Origin of the sequence: Methylotuvimicrobium buryatense (assembly GCF_005931095.1) — a bacterium.
In the GTDB taxonomy this organism is placed as follows: domain Bacteria; phylum Pseudomonadota; class Gammaproteobacteria; order Methylococcales; family Methylomonadaceae; genus Methylotuvimicrobium; species Methylotuvimicrobium buryatense.
In genome coordinates this window covers 880446-900990 of sequence record NZ_CP035467.1, presented here as the reverse complement: position 1 = coordinate 900990, position 20545 = coordinate 880446, and the positions used below count along the sequence as shown (strand labels likewise).

Sequence of the window (20545 nt, the reverse complement as noted above, 5' to 3'; positions counted from 1 at the left end):
AGTGTTAAATCCTTTTATTGAATAAATGGAAATAACTCGCTTATTAACTTACGGTTCAATAACAAACTGAAGAGATTGATTCGCAAGACAGAGAATTCGAAAAAAAGCCCAAATTTGCTTAATGGATTGGCTTGGCTTATCGATTACGACAAGCTAATGTACACCCATTAACTTTCCTGTAACCGAAAAAAAGTAACCTGACCCCTTTTTTCGCTCATTAACTTTCCTGTAACCGAAAAAAAGTAACCTGACCCCTTTTTTCCTTTTTTCGACCCCTTTTTTCTCGGACTGCATTCCCAAGCAAAGAGCTTGGGAACGAGCGATAAACTGGAGCATGAGAACGGGAAACGCGGCTATGATTCCAATTGCTCAACAACAGCAATCCATTGTTGTCTGAGTATTGGATTTTTAGGGGCCTTGTCGATGGCTAGATGCAATAATTCACGAGCATCGGCGTTCCGTCCTTGCTGAAGCAGTTGCGTATATAACAAAACTAACACTTCCTGGTCGGGGGATCGATGAAAGGCCTTTTGTAACAACTCAATGGCCAAATCATGTTGTTGCTCATACAGAAATAAACGCGCTTGAAGTAACCATAATGCGGCTTGAGTGCGGGCTCTGGAAAATTTGGGATTCGCTAACAACTGCTTGCTGATTTGATGCAAATCTTCTGTTCGTAAAAAAGGGCAAGCACCCTGTTCATGAAGCTTGCGAATGGCGTCCAATGAAAATAAAGCCAAATAACTAAAATGACTGTTTGCCAATGTCGTCCGCATCATCGCCAAATGCGACGCCACCCCTTCGGCATCGCCGCGCATACAACGCAATCTTAAACCTTGCATGGCGACACTACTTAACGCCGGATTTAACGATAGCGCCCGATCCAAAATCGCTTGGGCTTCATTCAAGCGGCCTGCGGAAACATAAGAATGCGCCATGGTTTGCACTGCGCGCGGGGAAGCGGGATGTTGCCGCGCCCATAGCTCCAGTTCGCGGTTACCCCAAATCGATGTCACTTGCCAAAGCACAAATGCGAGAAAGCAAAAATACAATCCGCCTATACCGTATTTCAAAGCCTTAGAAAGCGGCATACGGCTAAAGCCCCAGGACAAGGCCAACACCGGGCCGATGAGCGGTAAATAATTACGGTGCTCGAAGTACAATTCCAAAGCAATCCAAGAGGACTCGATGAAATGCCCCGCCAAATACCACAACACGGCAAACGCCACGACAGGATAGCGCCGCCGCCAAATCAAGGCACCGACGAAGGCTACCAACCATGCCAATCCAGCCAGCCAAGCCTCCCAATCCGTCGCTTGATAAATCCGATAATCGTCATGGAAAGGGCCTAGCGCGAAAGGTCTAGGTAAAAAAGCCAGTCGCAAATAATCCCACAAGATAACCGGTTGCGTGAATAAACGCTCGCTTAAGCTAAAGGCCCGGTTACCATAGGCATGGACAGAACCTGGCAAAATCCATAGCATATACAAGCCCAGTACGACACTCGGCAACACAATGGCCATTCGCAAATAATTCCGAGGCCACATGGGCGTATTCCGCTCTTCGGCGGTCAATAAGATCCATTCGATGATAACCAGAAACACCGGCAACAACACACCGTTTTCCTTGGTCAACATCGCGAGGACAGTACATAACCCTACGCCAAAAATTGTCAGCCAAACAGACCAAGTTTGCGTTTGCCGTGCGCGCCCCCATAGATACACCCAAACCCCGATTAGCACAAAAGTCGCGCTGAGCGATGTCATGCGCTGCACGACCATCATGGAGGTCGACGCCAATATCGGCAATATCCCCCAAAGTCCCGCCGCCAATGGGGCAAAGCCATAGCCGCCAGAAAACAAATCAGGACATAGCTTTTGCAATCGGCGGATAATCAACGCCAACAAGAGGACATTGATCAAATGAATCCAAGTATTCGTGATTAGAAAAGGGGTGGCGAAATCGGGATAGGCGGAAGCATTCAACAAGAAGCTGGCCAAGGCTACCGGACGACCAAGCGGCCCCGCATCGCCATTAACGATATAAAACAGCGCGCTAGGCCAATCCTTAACGTAAAGCAAACCGTCTAAAGTAGGAGGATCATCGAAGAAAAAAATACCACCGAAGCCCGCGGAGTAAACAGAATACAAGGCAATTAATAGAACCAAAATGGGCAGTGCCCTGTTACTGGTAGGGGAGACTGTTGCTGTAACAAAAAAAAAGGATAAGGCTTTCTTCATTGGATTAATCCAAAGTAGGAGATTAGAGGTGTCTTATTTTTACAAGTATTTTTGACTTAGCTTATCGGAATTTTTTTTGAATTCACAAGAAACGTCGATCGATGGGATGTGAATTAACCCTAAGAATGATTCCATAGCCAAACGAAGCCGATATAGCTACAAAAAAATAAAATAGCCGCCGAACAAAAAAACCGCTCTACCCAAAGAGGTAGAGCGGTTTATAGATGATCCCATTATCCGGTAAGAGTGGGAATGGGCACCAATCCGTCTTACGAATAACCTATTAGCCGCGGCAAGAACCTGGTAAATATTTGGAAGGGATAGTAGTGCCGTCAGTGGTAAGACCGCAGCGCCATCTGAAAACCTGAACTCCAACATCAGTGTTCGCAAGAGGAGTAGTCTCGTCTTTCATTGGCACTAAAGTCAAGAATTTATCATCGATATCAGCGTCACCAAAACCAGTCGCCGTAATTGTAACTTTACCAGCATTGTCGGTCGCAATTAACTTAACATATTTGGATGATTGAGCTGTAGTTTCACACCCCCATTGATTTGCGGCTGGTAAAGTTGATGCGCTACTTGTTTGCGCTACTTCAGTAATCGCGGTTCGACAGGTGCTCCCCGCTAAAACGACTTCAGACATTTTAGCCCGAACCGTGTAGTCTTGATAAGCCGGCAGCGCGACCGCCGCCAAAATACCGATGATCGCGACCACGATCATCAGTTCGATCAAGGTAAAACCTTGTTGTGTTTGTGTTTTAAAATTTTGCATGGTAACCACCCCTGTGTTGGTAAAAAGTTCGAATTGAATTCAGCTAGAATAAAGCATTCGCCATGCCAATCTTCAGAACTAGAGCGGAGTTCTTTGCATTTCAATGCATTAGGCGAATACCCTTTTGGCGAGCGGCTCGATTCAGTCACCTAGACCGGAAATCCTACTCGTTACGACTTTCTAAAAACGGCGGTTTGTGACAATTTTTGTCAGCTCTGTGATTGATCTTCTTAATAACTCCGGTGAGGATTGCGCATAAGCTGACAAGTGATACGCTTGGCTATACGATTTAGCCATGATTAAATCATTTCAGCATAAAGGGTTAAAGATTTTTTTTGAAACAGACAATAAAGCCGGGATTATTCCTGACCATGCCCCGAAACTTTCTCGCCAGTTGCTAAGGCTGGATATAGCCGGATCTGTTGACGATGTTAATTTGCCGGGTTGGCGGTTACACGCTTTAGCCGGTGAACTTGCCGGATATTATGCTATTAAGGTAAGTGGCATTTGGCGAATTACTGTTAAATTTGAAGGTGAAGATGTAGTCCTGGTTGACTACGTGGATTATCACTAATGAGGTATCAACGATGACGCATATTTATACCCCCCCCCACCCCGGAGAAATTTTAAAGGACGATGTTTTACCCGCATTGGCTTTAACCGTTACTAAAGCGGCTAAGCAACTCGGCGTAACCCGTGCGGCCTTATCGCGTGTGTTAAATGGTAAAGCAGCCATTTCGCCGGAAATGGCGTTGCGCCTGGAAAATTGGCTGGGCCTGGAAAATGGTGGCCGTGCCGATTTGTGGTTAGCCCAGCAAGCGGCTTACGATCTTTGGAAAGTGAGACGCAACTATACCCCTAATGTACAACGAGCAGTATTGTTGGACTGACATGAGGAGGATCAGGGGGATTAGGGTCAGGCCTTACATTTGACATTAAGCCCGCGTAGGTCCGATTAGCGTAGCGTAATCGGACGCATGTTGTTGAGACAAGCGTTATCATCGAGTCCCACAAAAGGGGTCCACAAAAGGGGTCACACAAAAGGGGTCAGGTTACTTTTTCTTGATTACGAGCCATAGCGCCGTAAACAAAAAAATCGGGATCAGGCCTTACATTTGACTTCGAGGAAAATCGGGCGATGGGGGCTGATCTTTCAGTCACACATTATTTCGTTTCTAAGTCGCTTAGTCCGGTGGATGGCAAAGTTACGTCCATCAAAAAAGCCTTGGCATAAGGCATTCAAATCGTCGCATTATCAATCTATCTATGCGAGAATTGCCGGCATGGCTGAAGTTTATTCCGATGATTACGACACCCCCTGGAAAGACATACTCGAACATGCATTTCCTGAATTCATGGCCTTTTATTTTCCCAGCGCTCAAACGCAAATCGATTGGGATAAAGGATATGAATTTAAAAACACCGAACTGCGGCAAGTGGTGCGCGATGCCGAGTTAGGCAAACGCTACGCCGACGCGCTGGTTCAAGTGACTTTATCGACAGGCATGGAAAGCTGGATTTATATTCATATCGAAATCCAAGGCCAAAAAGACCCGGCCTTTGCGCAACGCATGTTCACTTATAATTACCGGTTATTTGACCGTTATGCGCGGCCAATCGCCAGCCTTGCGGTTTTGGCCGACAACGATGCGCATTGGAAACCCGATCATTATGGCTTTAAGGTGCTCGGCTGTAGTCACCAGTTGAATTTTCCGGTTGCCAAATTATTGGAGTATGAAAGCGAACTTGAACAACTGGAAAAACATCCTAATCCTTTTGCGATTATCACGGCGGCGCACCTGCGCACACGGCAAACCAAGCATGATCCGGAATCACGCTATCGAGCCAAACAAGCCTTAGTGCGTTTACTGTACCAACAAGGCTGGGAGAAGCAGCGAATATTGGATCTCTTCGCTGTGCTGGATTGGATGATGCGTTTGCCCGATTGGCTCGAACAGCAATTATGGCAAGATATTCAACTTATTGAAGGAGAAACTCAAATGCCCTATGTTACCAGCGTCGAACGGCTTGCCACTGAAAGAGGCATGCAAAAAGGCATGAAAAAAGGCGTGCAACAAGGCCGGCAACAAGAATGCCTTGCTCTGGTTACACGCCAATTACGCCGCAAATTTGGCCGCGAACCGGCCTTAGATAACGCTTTGACGCAATTAAGCCTTTATTCTTTAGCCGAGCTAGAAGAGCTGGCTGACGCCCTGTTGGATTTTAATAACATCGAAGATCTGGAAGCTTGGCTTACCCAATAAGCCAGGCATGCAACCCGGCAGGCTGTCCTGTCGTTGTGGAGCGAGAAAATACTTTCACAGTCTCTTCCGTTTGGGAAAGACACACCGGAAGCTCCAGCTTCCTGAGACCGACACAACCTCCGCACAATCCCAATCAACCTCGACACGCTCGCTCGTTCAATTTTTCTTGATTGTCGGGAAGCTAGAGCTTCCTGAACAGGTTACCCAAGCTGGAGCTTGGGTAACAGCATATTGTAGTTTTTGTGACTAAGACTGGCCCCTGCTCGGACACTTCTGCGGGACGGGTTATTTAACCCGTCCCCAACGTTTCGGTTTGCCCTAAACATTTCGGCTGACTTCGGCCAAAGTCAAAACATTTAGAACGGGGTTGCAAACCCCGTCCTGCTAGGCGGGAGATTTTTTAAATAAATACCCTCAATCCCCCTTTTTCAAAGGGGGAGGCCAACAATTACGCCTGAATTGCGGTAATTTGCCAACGGGGTCGGAATACTCACATCGGAAAGGTTTGCGCCTTTGTAGCAATCCGGCGCATAAGAAATTTTCGGTTTCGGCTATTGGTTTATTTGCCGTATTTTTTACGGAATTTGTCTACTCTTCCTGCGGTGTCGACTACCCGTTGTTTACCGGTATAAAAAGGGTGGCATGCGGAGCATACCTCAACTTGAAGATCCTTACCCAATACGGACCCGGTTTCGAAGGTATTGCCGCAACCACATGTGACTGTGATTTGTTTGTATTCTGGATGAATGTCTGGTTTCATGTTTGCTTCCAAATTACCCGTTAGTGGGCCACGTACTTATTAATGAACTGCGTATGATACTGTTTATATAAGTAAATCGCAATATCAATTTTTGATCGATCCCTTATGGCATTTGCTTCTTTCTACACGCAAGGGCGGGTTATTTAACCCGCCCTGAACGTTTTGATTTGCCTTGGCCACGGGCGAAACGTTTAGGACGGGGTTCACAAGCCATGCGCGTCAAGCTAAAAACGGCCAACCCACATCACGCTCTTTCCCAAGCTCCAGCTTGGGAAAGACACCCCGGAAGCTCCAGCTTCCTGAGACCGACACAACCTCCGCACATTCTCAATCAACCCCGACTCGCTCGTTCAATTTTTCTTGATTTTCGGGAAGCTAGAGCTTCCTGAACAGGTTACCCAAGCTGGAGCTTGGGTAACAGCATATTTTAGTTTTTGCGACTACGACTGGTCCCTGCTTGGACACTTCGCTTCGACAAGCTGAAGCATCTTGCTAATCAGGAAATAAGCTGGAACTTTGCCTCCCCCTTTGAAAAAGGGGGATTGAGGGGGATTTATCTAAATAATCTCCCCTAATCCCTCTTTTTCAAAGAGGGGGACTGAATATTTACTCGCGCATAGCGCCTCATCAACACCAGCACCAATACGATTGCCGGCAATCCGACCGATGCGGAATAGACGAAAAACCATTCATAACCGTAATGCTCGACCACTATTCCCGAAAACCCGCCTAGAAGTTTCGCAGGCAAAGTCATCAGCGAACTGAACAAGGCGTATTGGGTCGCGGTATAGGCCGTACTGGTCATACTCGATAAGTAGGCTATGAACACTGCGGTCGCAATACCTCCGCTGAGATTATCGGCACTGACGGCGCCGGCGAGCAAAACCAAACTGGGCTCCGAGACGGCGAGCAGCACGAACAGTAAATTGGTCGCTGCGGCCATCACCGCGCCGAGCAACAAAGGCTTCATGATGCCGTAACGGGCCACCAATACACCGCCGATCGAGGCCCCGGCGATGGTCATGAAAAACCCGAAAATTTTGCTGATGTCGGCAATTTCTTTTTTACTGAAGCCGATATCCAAATAAAACGGGTTCGCCATCACGCCCATCGTGATGTCGCTCATTTTATAAGTCGCGATCAGCACCAGTATCATCAAGCCGAATTTGCCGTTCCGCGTGAAAAACTCGACGAACGGGCTTAGCACCGCATCGGAAAACCAGGCGCCCAATCGAGCCATCCAATTTCGGGGACCGGCCACTCCGAAGGCCGCCTCTACTCTTCGCGCCAATTTCCGTGCTTCTTGATCTTCGTTAGGGAGCGGCTCGTCAATGATCAGCGTGGCCACGACACCGACCAGCATGCAAGCCGCCATTAGTTGATAGGCAATAGCCCAGCCGAAATACTCGGCCAGATAAAATGCGCCGGCTCCGGCCACTAGCAAGGCAATTCGATACCCGAGCACATACATCGCCGCCATCGCGCCTTGATATTCGACGACGACCGCTTCGATTCGATAAGCATCGATAACGATATCTTGGGTCGACGAACAAAACGCCACCCAAACGGCAAATATCGCGATCCATTGCAATTGCGATTCGACATCGGCGCTCGCCATGCCGACTAGGCCTGCGGCAATACCCAATTGAGCCAGTAACATCCAACTGCGCCGCTTGCCGATACACTTGGTCAACCAGGGTAGCGGCAACGTGTCGACCACCGGCGCCCAAAAGAATTTGACGGAATACGTTACGCCGACCCAGCTAAAAAAACCGATAACGGACAATTCGACGCCGACATCGCGCAGCCATGCCGACAGCGTCGAAAACACCAATAGAAAAGGAAGACCGGCCGAAAAGCCGAGAAAAACCATACCCAGCACGCGAGGCCGGGTATAGACGAGGAAGGCTTCGCGCCATCCGCTCTTAACAGCCGTCATGCCGGCAACCGGCAATCAAGCAGCGGAGCGTCAACGCGAAGCCGATGCGCCATGATTAGCCGTTCACCAAGTAGTGAGCGAAAATACTGGCGGCATAACCGGCGGCGATCGCCGGCGTCCATTTCAGATGACTGAAGAAGGTGTATTTATGATTGGACTGCCCCATCAACGCTACGCCCGCCGCCGAACCGATCGACAGCATCGACCCGCCCACACCGGCGGTCAGCGTAACCAGCAACCATTGGTACAAGTCCATATCCAAGCCCATGTTCAATACCGCGAACATCACAGGAATATTGTCGACAATCGCCGACATCACACCGACCAGTATGTTGGCCGAGGTAAATCCGAGTCCGTCGTACATCGCGACCGACATCAGTTCGAGATAGCCTATATAACCCAACCCGCCTACCGCGAAAACGACGCCGAAGAAGAAAAATAAGGTATCCCATTCGGCATCGCGCACTTTGTTGAAGATATCGAATTCGTAATCTTCGTTACTGCGGTATAGCGTGGTGATATGAAAACCGTAGAGCATCAAGACCGAAAGTCCGAACATCATGCCCATGAACGGCGGCAAATGCAGGAATTGCTTGAAGCTGACCGCCGAAACGATGGTCAATGCGAACAATACGCAAACCGTTACCGCACCCGGTTTCAATTCGATCGCTGCTTCGTGAACCGCCTCAGGCTGTTCGTTCGGCACCGCGAAATGCATGAAAGCGGCTGGCACAAGGTAATTGACCACGGACGGTATAAACAGCGCGAAAAAGTCGAAGAATTCCGCATAACCGGCTTGCCATACCATTAGCGTCGTGATATCCCCGAACGGACAAAACGCGCCGCCGGCATTCGCCGCAATCACTAGGTTAATGAGACCGATCGTGATGAATTTATCGTTTTTCTTACCGACCGCCAATACGACAGCGCCGACCAACAAGGCCGAAGTCAGGTTATCGGCAACCGACGACAGGAAAAACGTGATCACACCGGTAATCCAAAACAGCTTACGATAACCGAATTGCTTTCTGACCAGCCAGGAACGCAACGCTTCGAATACATTACGCTCGGCCATCGCGTTGATATAAGTCATCGCAACCAGCAAGAACAACATTAAAGCCGCGTATTCTTTCAAATTATACTCGAAGGCTTCGTGCAACTCTTCGACCGAAATGCCTTTCGAGGTCGCTAGAATAGCGGCATGCGCCCAAATAATACACGCCGCAAAAATGACCGGCTTGGATTTTTTCAATCCAGTAAATTCTTCGGCCATCACGAATCCGTACGCGATCACGAAAACTAATACGGTATAGATACCTCGCTCGGTACCGGTTAGCCCCAAGTTTTCAAACCCGCCCGCCAGCGCCAGCTCCGGCAGACACAAAGCCAGTATTACAAATATAAGCCGCAACAAAAGAACCCCCTGATTTAGTAAATTATTGGAAAAAGACCGTTAAAATTTTTCAAGCGGGATATTATAACCGCATAATAAACTTTGTCATTTTATCCGTGTCGGTATAATATTGCCGGTTTGTAATAATTCACACCCCCCTATCGTTCCCACGTTCCAGCGTCACTGCCATTAAGTTAAGGATTTTTCCGTTCGCCCTGAGCCTGTCGAAGGGTGAATGGAAAAGCCTGGGTCGATAAGTTAAGCCGTCCATGGTTCGACAGGCTCACCACGAACGGCTTAACTTAATAGCAGTGACGCAGAGCGTGGGAACGATAATTACCGGGGAACTGAATAGTTACGCCGGCTCACTTATTCGCCCTCCTAGGGCGCTTTTCCAACAGCTCATCCTCACTATGTACCAATACACTCAAGACGATCAAACGCTCATTGATGAACGTGTCGCCCAATTCAGAGGCCAAACCGAACGCTTCCTGAAAGGAGAACTCGACGGCGATCAATTCCGCGCGCTTCGCTTAATGAATGGCTTGTACATTCAAACTCACGCGCCGATGCTGCGCGTAGCCGGCCCTTACGGCCTGCTGTCGTCCAGGCAATTGCGCAAATTGGCCGAAATCGCCCGTAAATACGACAAGGGTTATTGTCATTTTACGACGCGCCAAAATATTCAATACAATTGGCCCAAGCTCGAAGAAGTCCCGGACATTCTCGCGGAACTGGCCGAGGTTCAAATGCATGCGATTCAAACCAGCGGCAACTGCATGCGCAATACCACGACAGACCCCTTGTCCGGCGTGTGCAAGGATGAAATCGAAGACCCCCGCCCTTACTGCGAAATTATTCGCCAATGGACTACGCTGCACCCCGAATTCGCGTTTTTGCCGCGCAAATTCAAGATCGCGGTCAGCGGCGCGCTGCACGATCGGGCCGCGACGCAATTTCATGATATCGGCCTGCATTTGGTTAAAAACGATGCCGGCGAAGTCGGCTTTAAAGTTTTCGTAGGCGGCGGTCTGGGTCGCACACCGGTCATCGGGCAAGTCATTCGTCCGTTTCTGGAAAAAAAGCATCTATTGTCTTATCTGGAAGCCATCGTTCGTATCTACAACTTATTCGGGCGCCGCGACAATAAGTACAAAGCCAGAATCAAAATTTTGGTTAAAGAAGAAGGCCTCGAAAAGATCACCGAACTGGTCGAGCAAGAATGGCAGCTGAACAAAAGTAGTCTCGAGCTAAGCAAGGAGCGTATTGAATTCATTAAAGCTCAGTTCGCGCCGCCGGCCTACGAAACCGGCGCCGATCTTGACTGCAGTTTCAATGATCGTCTCCAAGACAATCCGACTTTTGCAACTTGGGTCCGGCAGAATACCGCCGATCATCGCGTACCCGGTTATCGTGCTGCCTTCATTTCGCTGAAAGCGCCCGACACTCCGCCCGGCGACATTACCGATACGCAATTGGACTTGGTCGCCGATTTGGCCGACCATTTCAGTTTCGGCGAAGTCCGCAGTACGCACCGGCAAAATTTGATTCTTACCGATGTCAAGCAGGCGGATTTGTTTACCTTATGGCAGGAACTCGTCGCCGCCAATTTGGCCACGCCGAATATCGGCACAGCGACCGACATCATCTGCTGCCCGGGCCTCGATTTCTGTTCGCTGGCCAACGCTGGTTCCATCGGCATTACCCGCGAAATCAATCAGGCCCTGGACGATCTCGATTACTTGCACGATCTCGGCGATATCAAGATCAACATCTCGGGCTGCATGAACGGCTGCGCGCATCAGAGCGTCGGCCATATCGGGATTCTCGGCGTCGATAAAAAAGGCGAGGAATGGTATCAGATCACACTGGGAGGTTCGTCCGAAAACGAAGCCGCGATCGGGGAAAGACTGGGGCCTGCGGTTGCCAAAGATCAAATCACGCGGGCCGTGCAAGACATTCTCGATGTTTACATCAAGCAAAGACAGGAAGACGAGTCTTTCTTGACTACCGTTAATCGCGTCGGCATTACGCCCTTTAAAGAGCAAGTTTATGCAAATCATTAAAGATAAAAAAATCACCGAAGACCATTGGCAATTTGTCGCCGATGACCAAGACATCCCGCAAACCGGCGATATTACCGTTTCCGTATCTCGCTGGCTGAACGATAAAGACTCCTTTGCTCGGCGCGAAGGACAAACCGGTCTCAGAATTCGCTCGACCGATGCGCTTGAAGACATTGCCGGCGATTTAGCCGGAATGCCTTTGGTCGAATTGGACATCGCGATGTTCGGCGACGGGCGTTCGTTCAGTCAAGCTTGGCTGCTGCGCAACCGCTATCATTACCGCGGCGAAATTCGCGCGGTCGGTAATTACTTGATCGATCAGATATTTTATCTGCACAGAACCGGCGTCGATGCCTTTCAATTGGATGAAAGCAGAAAGCCGGAAGCCGCGCTGGCCGCACTGAACGATTTCTCGGTAGCTTATCAGCCGTCGGTGAATTAGCCGCTTCTCAGCTCTTATCCCGTAATTATTCCCCCTATCGTTCCCACGCTCCAGCGTGGGAACGAAGACCGAGACGCTCTAGCGTCTCGTAACGCTGGAGCTTCCTGTGACCGACACAACCTCCGCATATTCTCGATCAACTCCGACTTGCTCATTCAATCTTCCTTGATTGTCGGGAAGCTAGAGCTTCCCGAATAGGTTACCCAAGCTGGAGCTTGGGCAACAGCATAATGTTTTGTTTTGATTTGCATCTACGATATATTGAGGATGCAGTGTTTTCATATCGTATCTCCAGTATGTAGATGATTTTTTGGGGTTGGAAGTTTAGCTAATATGGCTTCGATACCGTTTGATATCACCTAACCCTCCCGGCTTCGAAATCGCGATCTGGGGATCGCTCTAGGCTGTCGAAACGCATGCATCAAATCACATACCTTATTAATATTCAATAACTTAAAATCATTCTGGATGCAATCGTTTGACCAAAACGACAGCTTAAGCCGCTTTTATTTTGCTCATAAAGCGACTAATCAATGACTTAGCTAAAAGAAGCACAACTATATGGTTTATAATCGTTCACTTTACAGTGATTTTATTTCCTCAGCTTGTGGATTTAAAATTATCGCTGTATGCGGTACAAATAGGTCTTATTTTAACCCATCCCCCAAATACTATGCTTCAAATGTCAAAACTACTAAACAGCCGCGATGAATGGAAAAACAAAGCGACTGAGCGCGCAGCTGAGCTTCGTGAGCTTAGAAAAACACAAAAACGTCATTTGAAAAAAATAGCGGAACTGAAACGGAATAATTGCCAGTTAGAGCAGCTTGTCGAAGCAAAAAAAACATTACCTTCGAGCATCAGTCAACCCTAACAACCCAGGATATTGCTGTTGTACCCGCGAATCCTTCAACGGTTATTGACATAACACAAGCTCAGCAAACGCGACTTTTATGCGTGCTTATCGTGCTTGATGCGGTGGTTTCTTTTCGTAGCGTTCCGCGCATTCTTGAATTATTTCATTCACAAACATCGCTTGAATTACCGTGGACGCCACATTTTACTTCGGTGATTAACTGGAGTTTGCGCGTCGGCTTAGGGTTACTGCGCCAAGTGTGCCCAACGTGCGAGCCTTGGATTGCGATCATTGATTACTCCATTGATATAGGGACTAAAAAAGCACTGGTCGTGCTCCGCGTAAAAACACAGTCGCTGCGCCAACGCGGCAGCGCTATTCAATTACAAGATTGTGAATGTATCGGTCTTAAGGTGCGTGAAACGGTTAATCATCAGACGGTTTGCCAGGACTTAGAGGACATTTTTGCTATCGCCGGCGTACCTCAAGCGATTGTTAAAGACTGCGACTACACGCTGGCAAAAGGTGTGCGACATTGGTCGGCCAAACAAGGAAAACCGGTGCCCGTCATTGATGACATCGGTCACTGCATGGCCAGCGCGCTGAAAAGTCAATTTGAAAAAACAGCGGATTATAAAGCCTTTACTGCGGCACTGGGTCAAGGTGCGAAATGCCTGAGACAGACAGAATTTGCCTGTTTGACACCCCCTAAATTACGGACTAAAGGGCGTTTTCAAAGCATCAGTAAACTCGGTGAATGGGGGGCTAAAATGCTGGATGTCTTTGCCGTTAAAGGCGGCGCGAAGAAAGGCAGCGTGTTAGCTAAATTACGGACGGTGTTTCCGGGCTTTTTACGGATGAAACCCTTTATTGAGCGCTTCGCGTTGACGACTAAAATAGTCTCAGAGGTGATGGAAATCATTAAAAACAAAGGGCTTAACAAAGTCACCTACCAACAATGTTACCAATTATCAAAAACATTGCCGCGAAATTCTAAAGTCAAAACACACCTACAAGCTTGGTTAAAAAAGCATGTGCAGATTCAAGCAGAGCTGACCGAACTGCCGTTGTTAAGCAGTAGCGATATTATTGAAACGCTGTTTGGAAATTATAAATATATGCTTGAACGCAGTCCGCAAGCTGACATGAATCGCTCCGTGCTATTGATTCCTGCTTTATGTGGCAGTCGAAAAGAAGCGGTGATTGACCAGGCATTAAATAAAGCATTTCAAGTAGATCTAGCACACTGGGAGGAGAAGAATATCCCTTATACGGTAAGAAAAAAGCGCCAAGAATTTTTTAAACATAAAAGCCAAAAATCGGGGAAAATAATAACGGACTAGATCAGTCTTTCGACAGGCTAGGATCGCTCCCACAGAACCATCCTATCTCTTGTGGGAGCCGCTATATCAGTCGCAGGGCGCGCATCGCGCGCCTTTTTCTAGCCGCAGACTTTTTTCATGACTTCGCCGATCTCGGTGGGCGAGCTGACCATTTCGACGCCGGCCGCTTTCATCGCGGCGATTTTGCTTGCCGCCGTACCTTTGCCGCCGGTCACGATCGCACCGGCATGACCCATGCGTTTTCCGGGCGGCGCGGTTTGTCCGGCGATATAGCCGACCACCGGTTTCGTGACATGCGCCTTGATGTATTCGGCCGCCTCTTCTTCCTCGCTGCCGCCGATTTCACCGACCATGACGATGCCCTGCGTTTGTTCATCGTCCTGAAAGCGGCTGATCACGTCGATAAAATTCATGCCGTGAATCGGATCGCCGCCGATACCGACGCAGGTGCTTTGACCTAAGCCTTCGCGCGTCGTTTGATGCACCGCCTCGTAAGTCAATGTCCCTGATCGCGACACGATGCCGATCTTGCCGGGCTGATGAATGAAACCCGGCATGATGCCGATCTTGCATTCGCCCGGCGTGATGATGCCGGGACAATTCGGGCCGATCAAAACCGCATCGGACCCGGCCATCGCGGCCTTGACGCGCAGCATGTGCAATACCGGGATACCTTCGGTGATACAGACGATCACTTTAATGCCGGCATCGAAGGCTTCCAATATCGCATCGGCCGCATAGAACGGCGGCACATAAATCACCGTGGCTTCAGCCTGCGTTCTTTGCACGGCCTGTTCGACCGTATCGAAAACAGGTAAATCGCAATGAGTCTCGCCGCCGCGTCCGGGCGTTACGCCGCCGACCAGTTGCGTGCCGTATTCGAGCGTTTGCAACGAATGGAAAGTGCCTTGTTTACCGGTAAAGCCCTGACAGATGACTTTCGTTGCTTTGTTCACCAAAATGCTCATACACCCTCCGCCAGTGCGACTACTTGTTCGGCGGCCTTTGCCAAGTCATCGGCCGCTACTAAATTCAATCCCGATTCCCGAAGTAATCTGCGCCCCGCCTCGGCATTCGTGCCTTCGAGCCGGACTACGACCGGAACCTTGACACTGACCTCCTTGACTGCGGCTAAAATGCCTTCTGCGATCACGTCGCATTTGACGATGCCTCCGAAAATGTTGACCAGCACGGCCTTGACATTCGGGTCGGCCAGAATCAATTTAAACGCTTCGGCGACTTTTTCGGTATTCGTGCCGCCGCCGACATCAAGGAAATTAGCTGGACTCCCGCCTTTCAATTTCACCAAGTCCATCGTCGCCATCGCGAGCCCCGCGCCGTTGACCATGCAGCCGATGCTGCCGTCCAAGGTAATGTAATTGAGCCCGAATTGCTGCGCCTTGTGTTCCTTTTCGTCTTCTTGACCGGGATCGCGCATCGCGGTGATATCTGAATGCGCGGCGACCGCGTTGTCGTCGAAATTGATCTTTGCATCGACCGCGATCAATTCGCCTGAATCCGTCGTCACGAGCGGGTTGATTTCGATCTGGCCTGCGTCTTTTTCCAGTAGCAGCCTATAGATGCCGGCCATGATTTTTTCAAGACTCTTGAATTGTGTAGGCTGTAATCCGAACGCAAATGCGACTTTTCGGCATTGATAAGGCTGAAGTCCGGCCGCAGGATCGACTTGAAACGATATGATTCGGTCCGGCGTTTTTTCCGCAACTTCTTCGATATCCATGCCGCCGTCCGCCGATGCGATAAATATCACGCGTTCGCTGCCTCGGTCGACCAATGCGCTTAAATAAAACTCGCGATCGATTTGCCCGGCCTTTTCGACATAAAGCGTCTCGACCGGCAAGCCTTCAGCGCCGGTTTGCTGCGTCACTAAGCGCGTGCCCAACAATTTACGGCTGAATTCGGTAATCTCGTCTAAACTTTTGGCAATTTGGACGCCGCCGGCCTTGCCCCGCCCGCCCGCATGAACTTGCGCCTTGACGACCCAAGCATTGCCGCCGAGTTCGCGCGCGACCTGTTCGGCATGTCCCGCCGTTTCAGCCGGACTGCCTTCCGGCACTGGAATGCCATAGAGTTTGAACAACTGTTTAGCCTGGTATTCATGGATGTTCATCGTTATTTTCCGGTGGTTAAAAAATTACCTGATATCTTGCTTACATTTAGGTCCAATTCGAAAATATAGCTTTCTATATTAGACCGGTAAACAAACTCCCGTATTTATCCTGCTTCTCGAACCTGTTTACTATGAAAGTTTGTAAATTTGGACTCTTTATCTAATTTTTCGACATGAAGGCTACTCACTTAACGCGGGACAGTTTAAGGTTAATCCGTTCGTGGTGAGCCTGTCGAACCATGGGCGGATTAACCATCCACCCTTCGACAGGCTCAGGGCGAACGGTTAACCCTTAGTGCTTTTGTCCCGCCTTAAGGATTTGGCCGTAAATAACTTCCCTATTTTTGGAGGGTTCGGTTGCTCGATTGACAGGCGTCGGCGGCAAGGATAGCCGCCGTCGAGCCTACATGGACGTATTCACGGCGTCCTGTCGAGCGAGTGACCGCACCCTCCGCCACGCCTCGAACTGTCATTTGCCGGGGCGATGACCGGGCCTTCATGAATGTTACTGTAGGTTTATTTTAACCAAGCCGCAATAAAACACCATGCTTAATGAACTCAAACCGGAAAACAAATCCGATATTATTTATCCTTGTCCTTTTTCGATGGGATACGGCATCCCTCGCCAACAAGCCTGGCTGCTGTTAAAAGTTTTCCTGACTTACCGGCTGATTCTGGCTTGCTTATTCGTGATGTTATTCTTTAGCCAACTTGGTCCCGGCACGGGAGCCCGTCACGACGAATACTTGTTTATCATCAGTGGCAGCAGTCATTTGGCGCTGACGATAATTTCCGGTTTTTGTTTGTTGCGGCGATTGATTAGCTATACCGTTCAGGCTCAAACACTCATTTTCACCGACATTATTTTCATTACGCTGATCATGCATGCTTGCGGCGGCATCAACAGCGGCGTCGGTATCTTACTCGCCGCATCGATCGCCGCAAGCGGACTTTTAATCGGCGGGCGATGCGCGCTACTATTCGCCGCCATTGCTAGTTTGGCCATTCTTGCCGAGCAGATTTATGCGTTCCAAACCCATAGCTTCAGAGATACCGCCTATACCTATGCCGCTATGCTCGGCGCTTCATTCTTTACGATCGCAATGCTGGCCTATGCGCTCGCGCAACGCACCGAGCAGTCCACCGCGCAGCAAAAAACCATCAACCAACTCGAGGAACTCAGCAAATACATCATTCAACATTTACAATCGGGAATTATCATTTCCGATCGCGACCATCAAATACGGATGAGTAACGAAGCCGCCGCAAGGCTTACCCAATGCTCAACAATGCCCGATCGTCTACATACTATTTCTCCCTATTTAGCGGAAGCTTTCTCGTACTGGCTGAACGACCCCAGCCAGGATTTCGCTGTGATTCCCTTAACGGACGGCAGCGAGATGCAAACCCGGTTTACGGCGCTTCCGACCCGGCACGAAGCGCTCAACATGATCATTCTTGAAGATATCGCGTTTTACAATCAGCGTTTGCAACAAAGCAAACTCGCCTCGCTTGGGCAATTAACCGCCAGCATCGCTCATGAAATTCGCAACCCGCTCGGCGCCATCAGCCATGCAGGACAACTCCTGGCGGAAAACATCGAATTATCGGACGAAGACCGGCGCCTAACCGAAATTATTAGAGATCATTCGACCCGCGTGAACAAGATTATCGAGGATATTTTACAATTGTCCCGGCGTAGCGCTTCGTTACGTAAAAAAGTCGACTTGATTCAATGGCTAGACGACTACATTGAGCAATTCTGTGCTGAAAACGGTTTCGCTCGCGATCTTTTCACCATGACGACCGAATCGAAGCACCCGCAAGCGTTGGTGGACAAAGGCCATTTAAAACAAATTCTCGACAATCTGTGCCAAAATGCCTTGAAATACGGCAGCCCGGAAAAAAAACTAATCTCATTAGCGATCCGTCAACATGAACAAATGCTCTGCATCGAAGTGATAGACTCCGGACCCGGCATCGATCCAAGTCACCGCAAGCATCTGTTCGAACCTTTTTTTACTACTTCGGCGCAAGGAACCGGTCTGGGGCTTTATATTTCGAAGGAATTAGCCGAGCTCAATCAAGCCAGGCTAAGCTATCATATTACCGACCAGAGCCAAAGTTGCTTCCGGCTCTGTTTACCGAACGCGGAACAAACTTTGATTGAAATATGAAACACCCCCTGACTTTAGTCGTCGACGACGAGCCGGATATCCGAGAGCTGTTAAGCATTACGCTCAAACGCATGAACATCGATACCTTGTGCGCGGAAAATGTCAGCTCGGCTCGCCGGTTGTTGCAACAACATCCGTTCGATCTTTGCCTGACCGACATGAAGCTACCCGACGGCAACGGGCTCGAATTGGTCGAATACCTTCAAAGCACGGGTAGCACGATTCCGATTGCCGTAATTACCGCACACGGCAACATGGACACTGCGATCAAGGCAATGAAAGCCGGGGCCTTCGACTTTATCTCAAAACCGGTCGATTTACCGGTACTTCGGCAAATCGTCACGAAAGCCTTACAATTAGCCCCCGATGCCGATACCAAGGAAAGGCGCACACGACATATTTTATTGGGCGAATCGGAGCCGATGCGCCAAGTCAGGTCTAAAATCGACAAGCTGGCGCGTAGCCAGGCGCCGGTCTATATCAGCGGCGAATCGGGGTCGGGTAAGGAATTGGTGGCGCGCTTGATTCATCAACAAAGCCCGCGTAGCGACAAGCCTTTTGTTGCCGTAAACTGCGGCGCAATCCCGCCCGAACTTATGGAAAGCGAGTTTTTCGGACATAAAAAAGGCAGTTTCAGCGGTGCAATTGCCGATAAAAAAGGTTTATTTCAAGCAGCCGAGGGCGGTACGCTATTTCTCGATGAAGTCGCCGATCTGCCTCCTTCGCTGCAAGTCAAATTACTCCGCGCGATTCAGGAAAAAAAAGTACGCGCAGTCGGCGAACAACACGAAACGCCGGTCGATGTCCGCATCCTGAGCGCCACGCATAAAGATTTGAATCAATTGGTTCAGGAAGGGGTTTTTCGGCAAGATTTATACTACCGGATCAATGTCATCGATCTCAATATTCCGCCGCTTCGCGAACGAGGCGCTGATATCGCGCAACTGGCCGAACACATTTTGGCTTCGCTCAATAGTAACAACTTTTACCGAGTTCAGCTTTCGGAATCAGCACTGACCGCATTGAAAAGGTATCGTTTCCCGGGCAATGTTAGGGAACTCGAGAATATTCTGGAACGCGCCGTTGCGCTCAGCGACGGCAAAACGATCGATGCGGACGATTTAAATCTGCCGATTAATCCGGAAATCGTCCCTGATGCGCCAGCGTTCGATCCGTCAAAAGCGTCGTTGGAAGATTATTTGGAAGATATCGAGCGAACCGCTATTACCATCGCACTCGAAAATAACCGATGGAATAAAACCGCAGCAGCAAAAGAGCTGGGGTTATCGTTCCGATCATTGCGTTACCGGTTAAAAAAACTGGGCTTGGACTAGGCCTTTCGAAAAAAGCCCTTTTCGCCAATTCCAGTGTTCTCGCTTTTTAATTTCAACATGTCTTGGAAAGTGTTGCCGATCATAGGTTATAAAGCGCCAGGCGTAGAGTGCGCATCGCGCACCTATGTCGGGACCTCTCGTCGGTTAGGCACCGTGGAAAGGTGCGCGATGCGCACCCTACAATGCTATCCATTGAACGGCTAGCAAACCTCAACCGTAAACCGCCCGACCGAGGTGATGCGGCAGCCTATTAGGCCCGGTATTTATCCATTTGCAGCAAACTGTCCAAAGCCGTTTTAATTTTGGCATTGGCTTCATCGTCCAATTCGCTGTTTTTATAGACTTTATCGAGCAAACCTTCTTTGACCATGGCCTCTTTTATCCAGCGCTTGGCAAAGCGGTAATTGGTCGGAATACTGGCCGTTTCGCCGGTCGCAGGATCGCGTAAACCGCTTTTGCTTACGGACGATTCATCAGCTTCAGGCGCCTTCGCCACTGGCTCTGGCGCTTTTTTAGCAGTTCGCTGCGCCGGTTTATTTTCGACAATTTTCACTTCAGCGGGTTTAGCGGTTTCGGCTTTCGCCGGATGCGAATCCTCTTTTGACTTAATGGCTTTCATATCGGCCACTTGATCGCCAACCACCGCGTAAACGACATAAGCTACAAAAATCGTCGTTAAAATAAACAATATTTCCGCCATATTCCCTTCCTCCAGTTAATTAATTGAGTTGCCTGTTTAATTCGCCATTCGGCAAGATCATTAGGCTGTTTGTTATTATCTTTTTCATCGTTTAAAAAAGCCGTGGACTTATTCGTTATTTTTCTTAA

Annotated in this window: 17 protein-coding genes; 9 read left to right on the top strand and 8 right to left on the bottom strand. The window is 49.2% G+C overall.

The window, feature by feature from the left end; translation table 11 throughout:
• Window positions 1-353: 353 nt before the first annotated feature.
• Both EQU24_RS04280 and EQU24_RS04275 read right to left on the bottom strand, forming a co-directional pair.
• Complete coding sequence (locus tag EQU24_RS04280; RefSeq protein ID WP_186005680.1) at window positions 354-2150, bottom strand: tetratricopeptide repeat protein; 1797 nt, start codon at window positions 2148-2150, stop codon at window positions 354-356.
• Window positions 2151-2523: 373 nt separating this feature from the next.
• Window positions 2524-3012 carry a pilin gene (locus EQU24_RS04275; protein WP_017840688.1) on the bottom strand — a complete coding sequence of 163 codons (489 nt, stop codon included), beginning with the start codon at window positions 3010-3012 and terminating at the stop codon, window positions 2524-2526.
• A gap of 295 nt (window positions 3013-3307) precedes the next feature.
• Between EQU24_RS04275 and EQU24_RS04270 the strand changes: the two genes are divergently transcribed.
• The 3 genes from EQU24_RS04270 to EQU24_RS04260 all read left to right on the top strand — a co-directional run bounded on the left by EQU24_RS04270 (window position 3308) and on the right by EQU24_RS04260 (window position 5276).
• Window positions 3308-3586, top strand: coding sequence for a type II toxin-antitoxin system RelE/ParE family toxin (locus tag EQU24_RS04270; protein ID WP_017840689.1), 279 nt, complete (start codon window positions 3308-3310; stop codon window positions 3584-3586).
• Between the two features lie 13 nt (window positions 3587-3599).
• Entirely contained in the window at window positions 3600-3902 is a 303-nt protein-coding gene (locus EQU24_RS04265; protein ID WP_017840690.1) for a HigA family addiction module antitoxin, read from the top strand.
• A 393-nt stretch (window positions 3903-4295) separates the two neighbouring features.
• The gene (locus EQU24_RS04260; RefSeq protein ID WP_040575632.1) at window positions 4296-5276 is read left to right on the top strand and encodes a DUF4351 domain-containing protein; all 981 of its coding nucleotides are present in this window, start codon (window positions 4296-4298) and stop codon (window positions 5274-5276) included.
• 559 nt (window positions 5277-5835) lie between these two features.
• Here EQU24_RS04260 and rpmE read toward each other — a convergent pair.
• From rpmE to nhaD, 3 genes are all read right to left on the bottom strand, one after another.
• Window positions 5836-6036, bottom strand: coding sequence for a 50S ribosomal protein L31 (rpmE, locus tag EQU24_RS04255; RefSeq protein ID WP_083877704.1), 201 nt, complete (start codon window positions 6034-6036; stop codon window positions 5836-5838).
• A gap of 571 nt (window positions 6037-6607) precedes the next feature.
• Window positions 6608-7975 (bottom strand): AmpG family muropeptide MFS transporter, encoded by a 1368-nt coding sequence (locus tag EQU24_RS04250; protein ID WP_175421658.1) that lies wholly within the window; start codon window positions 7973-7975, stop codon window positions 6608-6610.
• A 55-nt stretch (window positions 7976-8030) separates the two neighbouring features.
• The gene (nhaD, locus tag EQU24_RS04245) at window positions 8031-9386 is read right to left on the bottom strand and encodes a sodium:proton antiporter NhaD (protein WP_138767275.1); all 1356 of its coding nucleotides are present in this window, start codon (window positions 9384-9386) and stop codon (window positions 8031-8033) included.
• A gap of 395 nt (window positions 9387-9781) precedes the next feature.
• On the opposite strand from nhaD, the gene EQU24_RS04240 reads away from it, so the two are divergent.
• From EQU24_RS04240 to EQU24_RS04225, 4 genes are all read left to right on the top strand, one after another.
• Window positions 9782-11434, top strand: a complete 1653-nt coding sequence (locus EQU24_RS04240) for a nitrite/sulfite reductase (RefSeq protein WP_017840694.1) — start codon at window positions 9782-9784, stop codon at window positions 11432-11434.
• Window positions 11421-11876, top strand: coding sequence for a DUF934 domain-containing protein (locus EQU24_RS04235; protein ID WP_017840695.1), 456 nt, complete (start codon window positions 11421-11423; stop codon window positions 11874-11876). Before EQU24_RS04240 ends, EQU24_RS04235 begins: the two co-directional genes overlap by 14 nt.
• Window positions 11877-12462: 586 nt before the next feature.
• Entirely contained in the window at window positions 12463-12750 is a 288-nt protein-coding gene (locus tag EQU24_RS04230; protein WP_235726384.1) for a hypothetical protein, read from the top strand.
• A 92-nt stretch (window positions 12751-12842) separates the two neighbouring features.
• The gene (locus EQU24_RS04225; protein WP_209005076.1) at window positions 12843-14075 is read left to right on the top strand and encodes a hypothetical protein; all 1233 of its coding nucleotides are present in this window, start codon (window positions 12843-12845) and stop codon (window positions 14073-14075) included.
• A 98-nt stretch (window positions 14076-14173) separates the two neighbouring features.
• Here EQU24_RS04225 and sucD read toward each other — a convergent pair whose 3' ends face one another.
• Both sucD and sucC read right to left on the bottom strand, forming a co-directional pair.
• Entirely contained in the window at window positions 14174-15043 is an 870-nt protein-coding gene (gene sucD, locus EQU24_RS04220; RefSeq protein ID WP_017840696.1) for a succinate--CoA ligase subunit alpha, read from the bottom strand.
• Window positions 15040-16206 carry an ADP-forming succinate--CoA ligase subunit beta gene (sucC, locus tag EQU24_RS04215; protein WP_017840697.1) on the bottom strand — a complete coding sequence of 389 codons (1167 nt, stop codon included), beginning with the start codon at window positions 16204-16206 and terminating at the stop codon, window positions 15040-15042. The genes sucD and sucC overlap by 4 nt, the downstream gene beginning before the upstream one ends.
• Window positions 16207-16751: 545 nt before the next feature.
• On the opposite strand from sucC, the gene EQU24_RS04210 reads away from it, so the two are divergent.
• Both EQU24_RS04210 and EQU24_RS04205 read left to right on the top strand, forming a co-directional pair.
• A complete protein-coding gene (locus EQU24_RS04210; protein WP_017840698.1) occupies window positions 16752-18383 on the top strand; it encodes a sensor histidine kinase in 1632 nt (543 codons plus the stop codon).
• A complete protein-coding gene (locus EQU24_RS04205; RefSeq protein WP_017840699.1) occupies window positions 18380-19717 on the top strand; it encodes a sigma-54-dependent transcriptional regulator in 1338 nt (445 codons plus the stop codon). The genes EQU24_RS04210 and EQU24_RS04205 overlap by 4 nt, the downstream gene beginning before the upstream one ends.
• A gap of 250 nt (window positions 19718-19967) precedes the next feature.
• On the opposite strand, the gene EQU24_RS04200 is transcribed toward EQU24_RS04205, so the two are convergent.
• The gene (locus EQU24_RS04200; protein WP_017840700.1) at window positions 19968-20417 is read right to left on the bottom strand and encodes a hypothetical protein; all 450 of its coding nucleotides are present in this window, start codon (window positions 20415-20417) and stop codon (window positions 19968-19970) included.
• Between the last annotated feature and the right edge of the window lie 128 nt (window positions 20418-20545).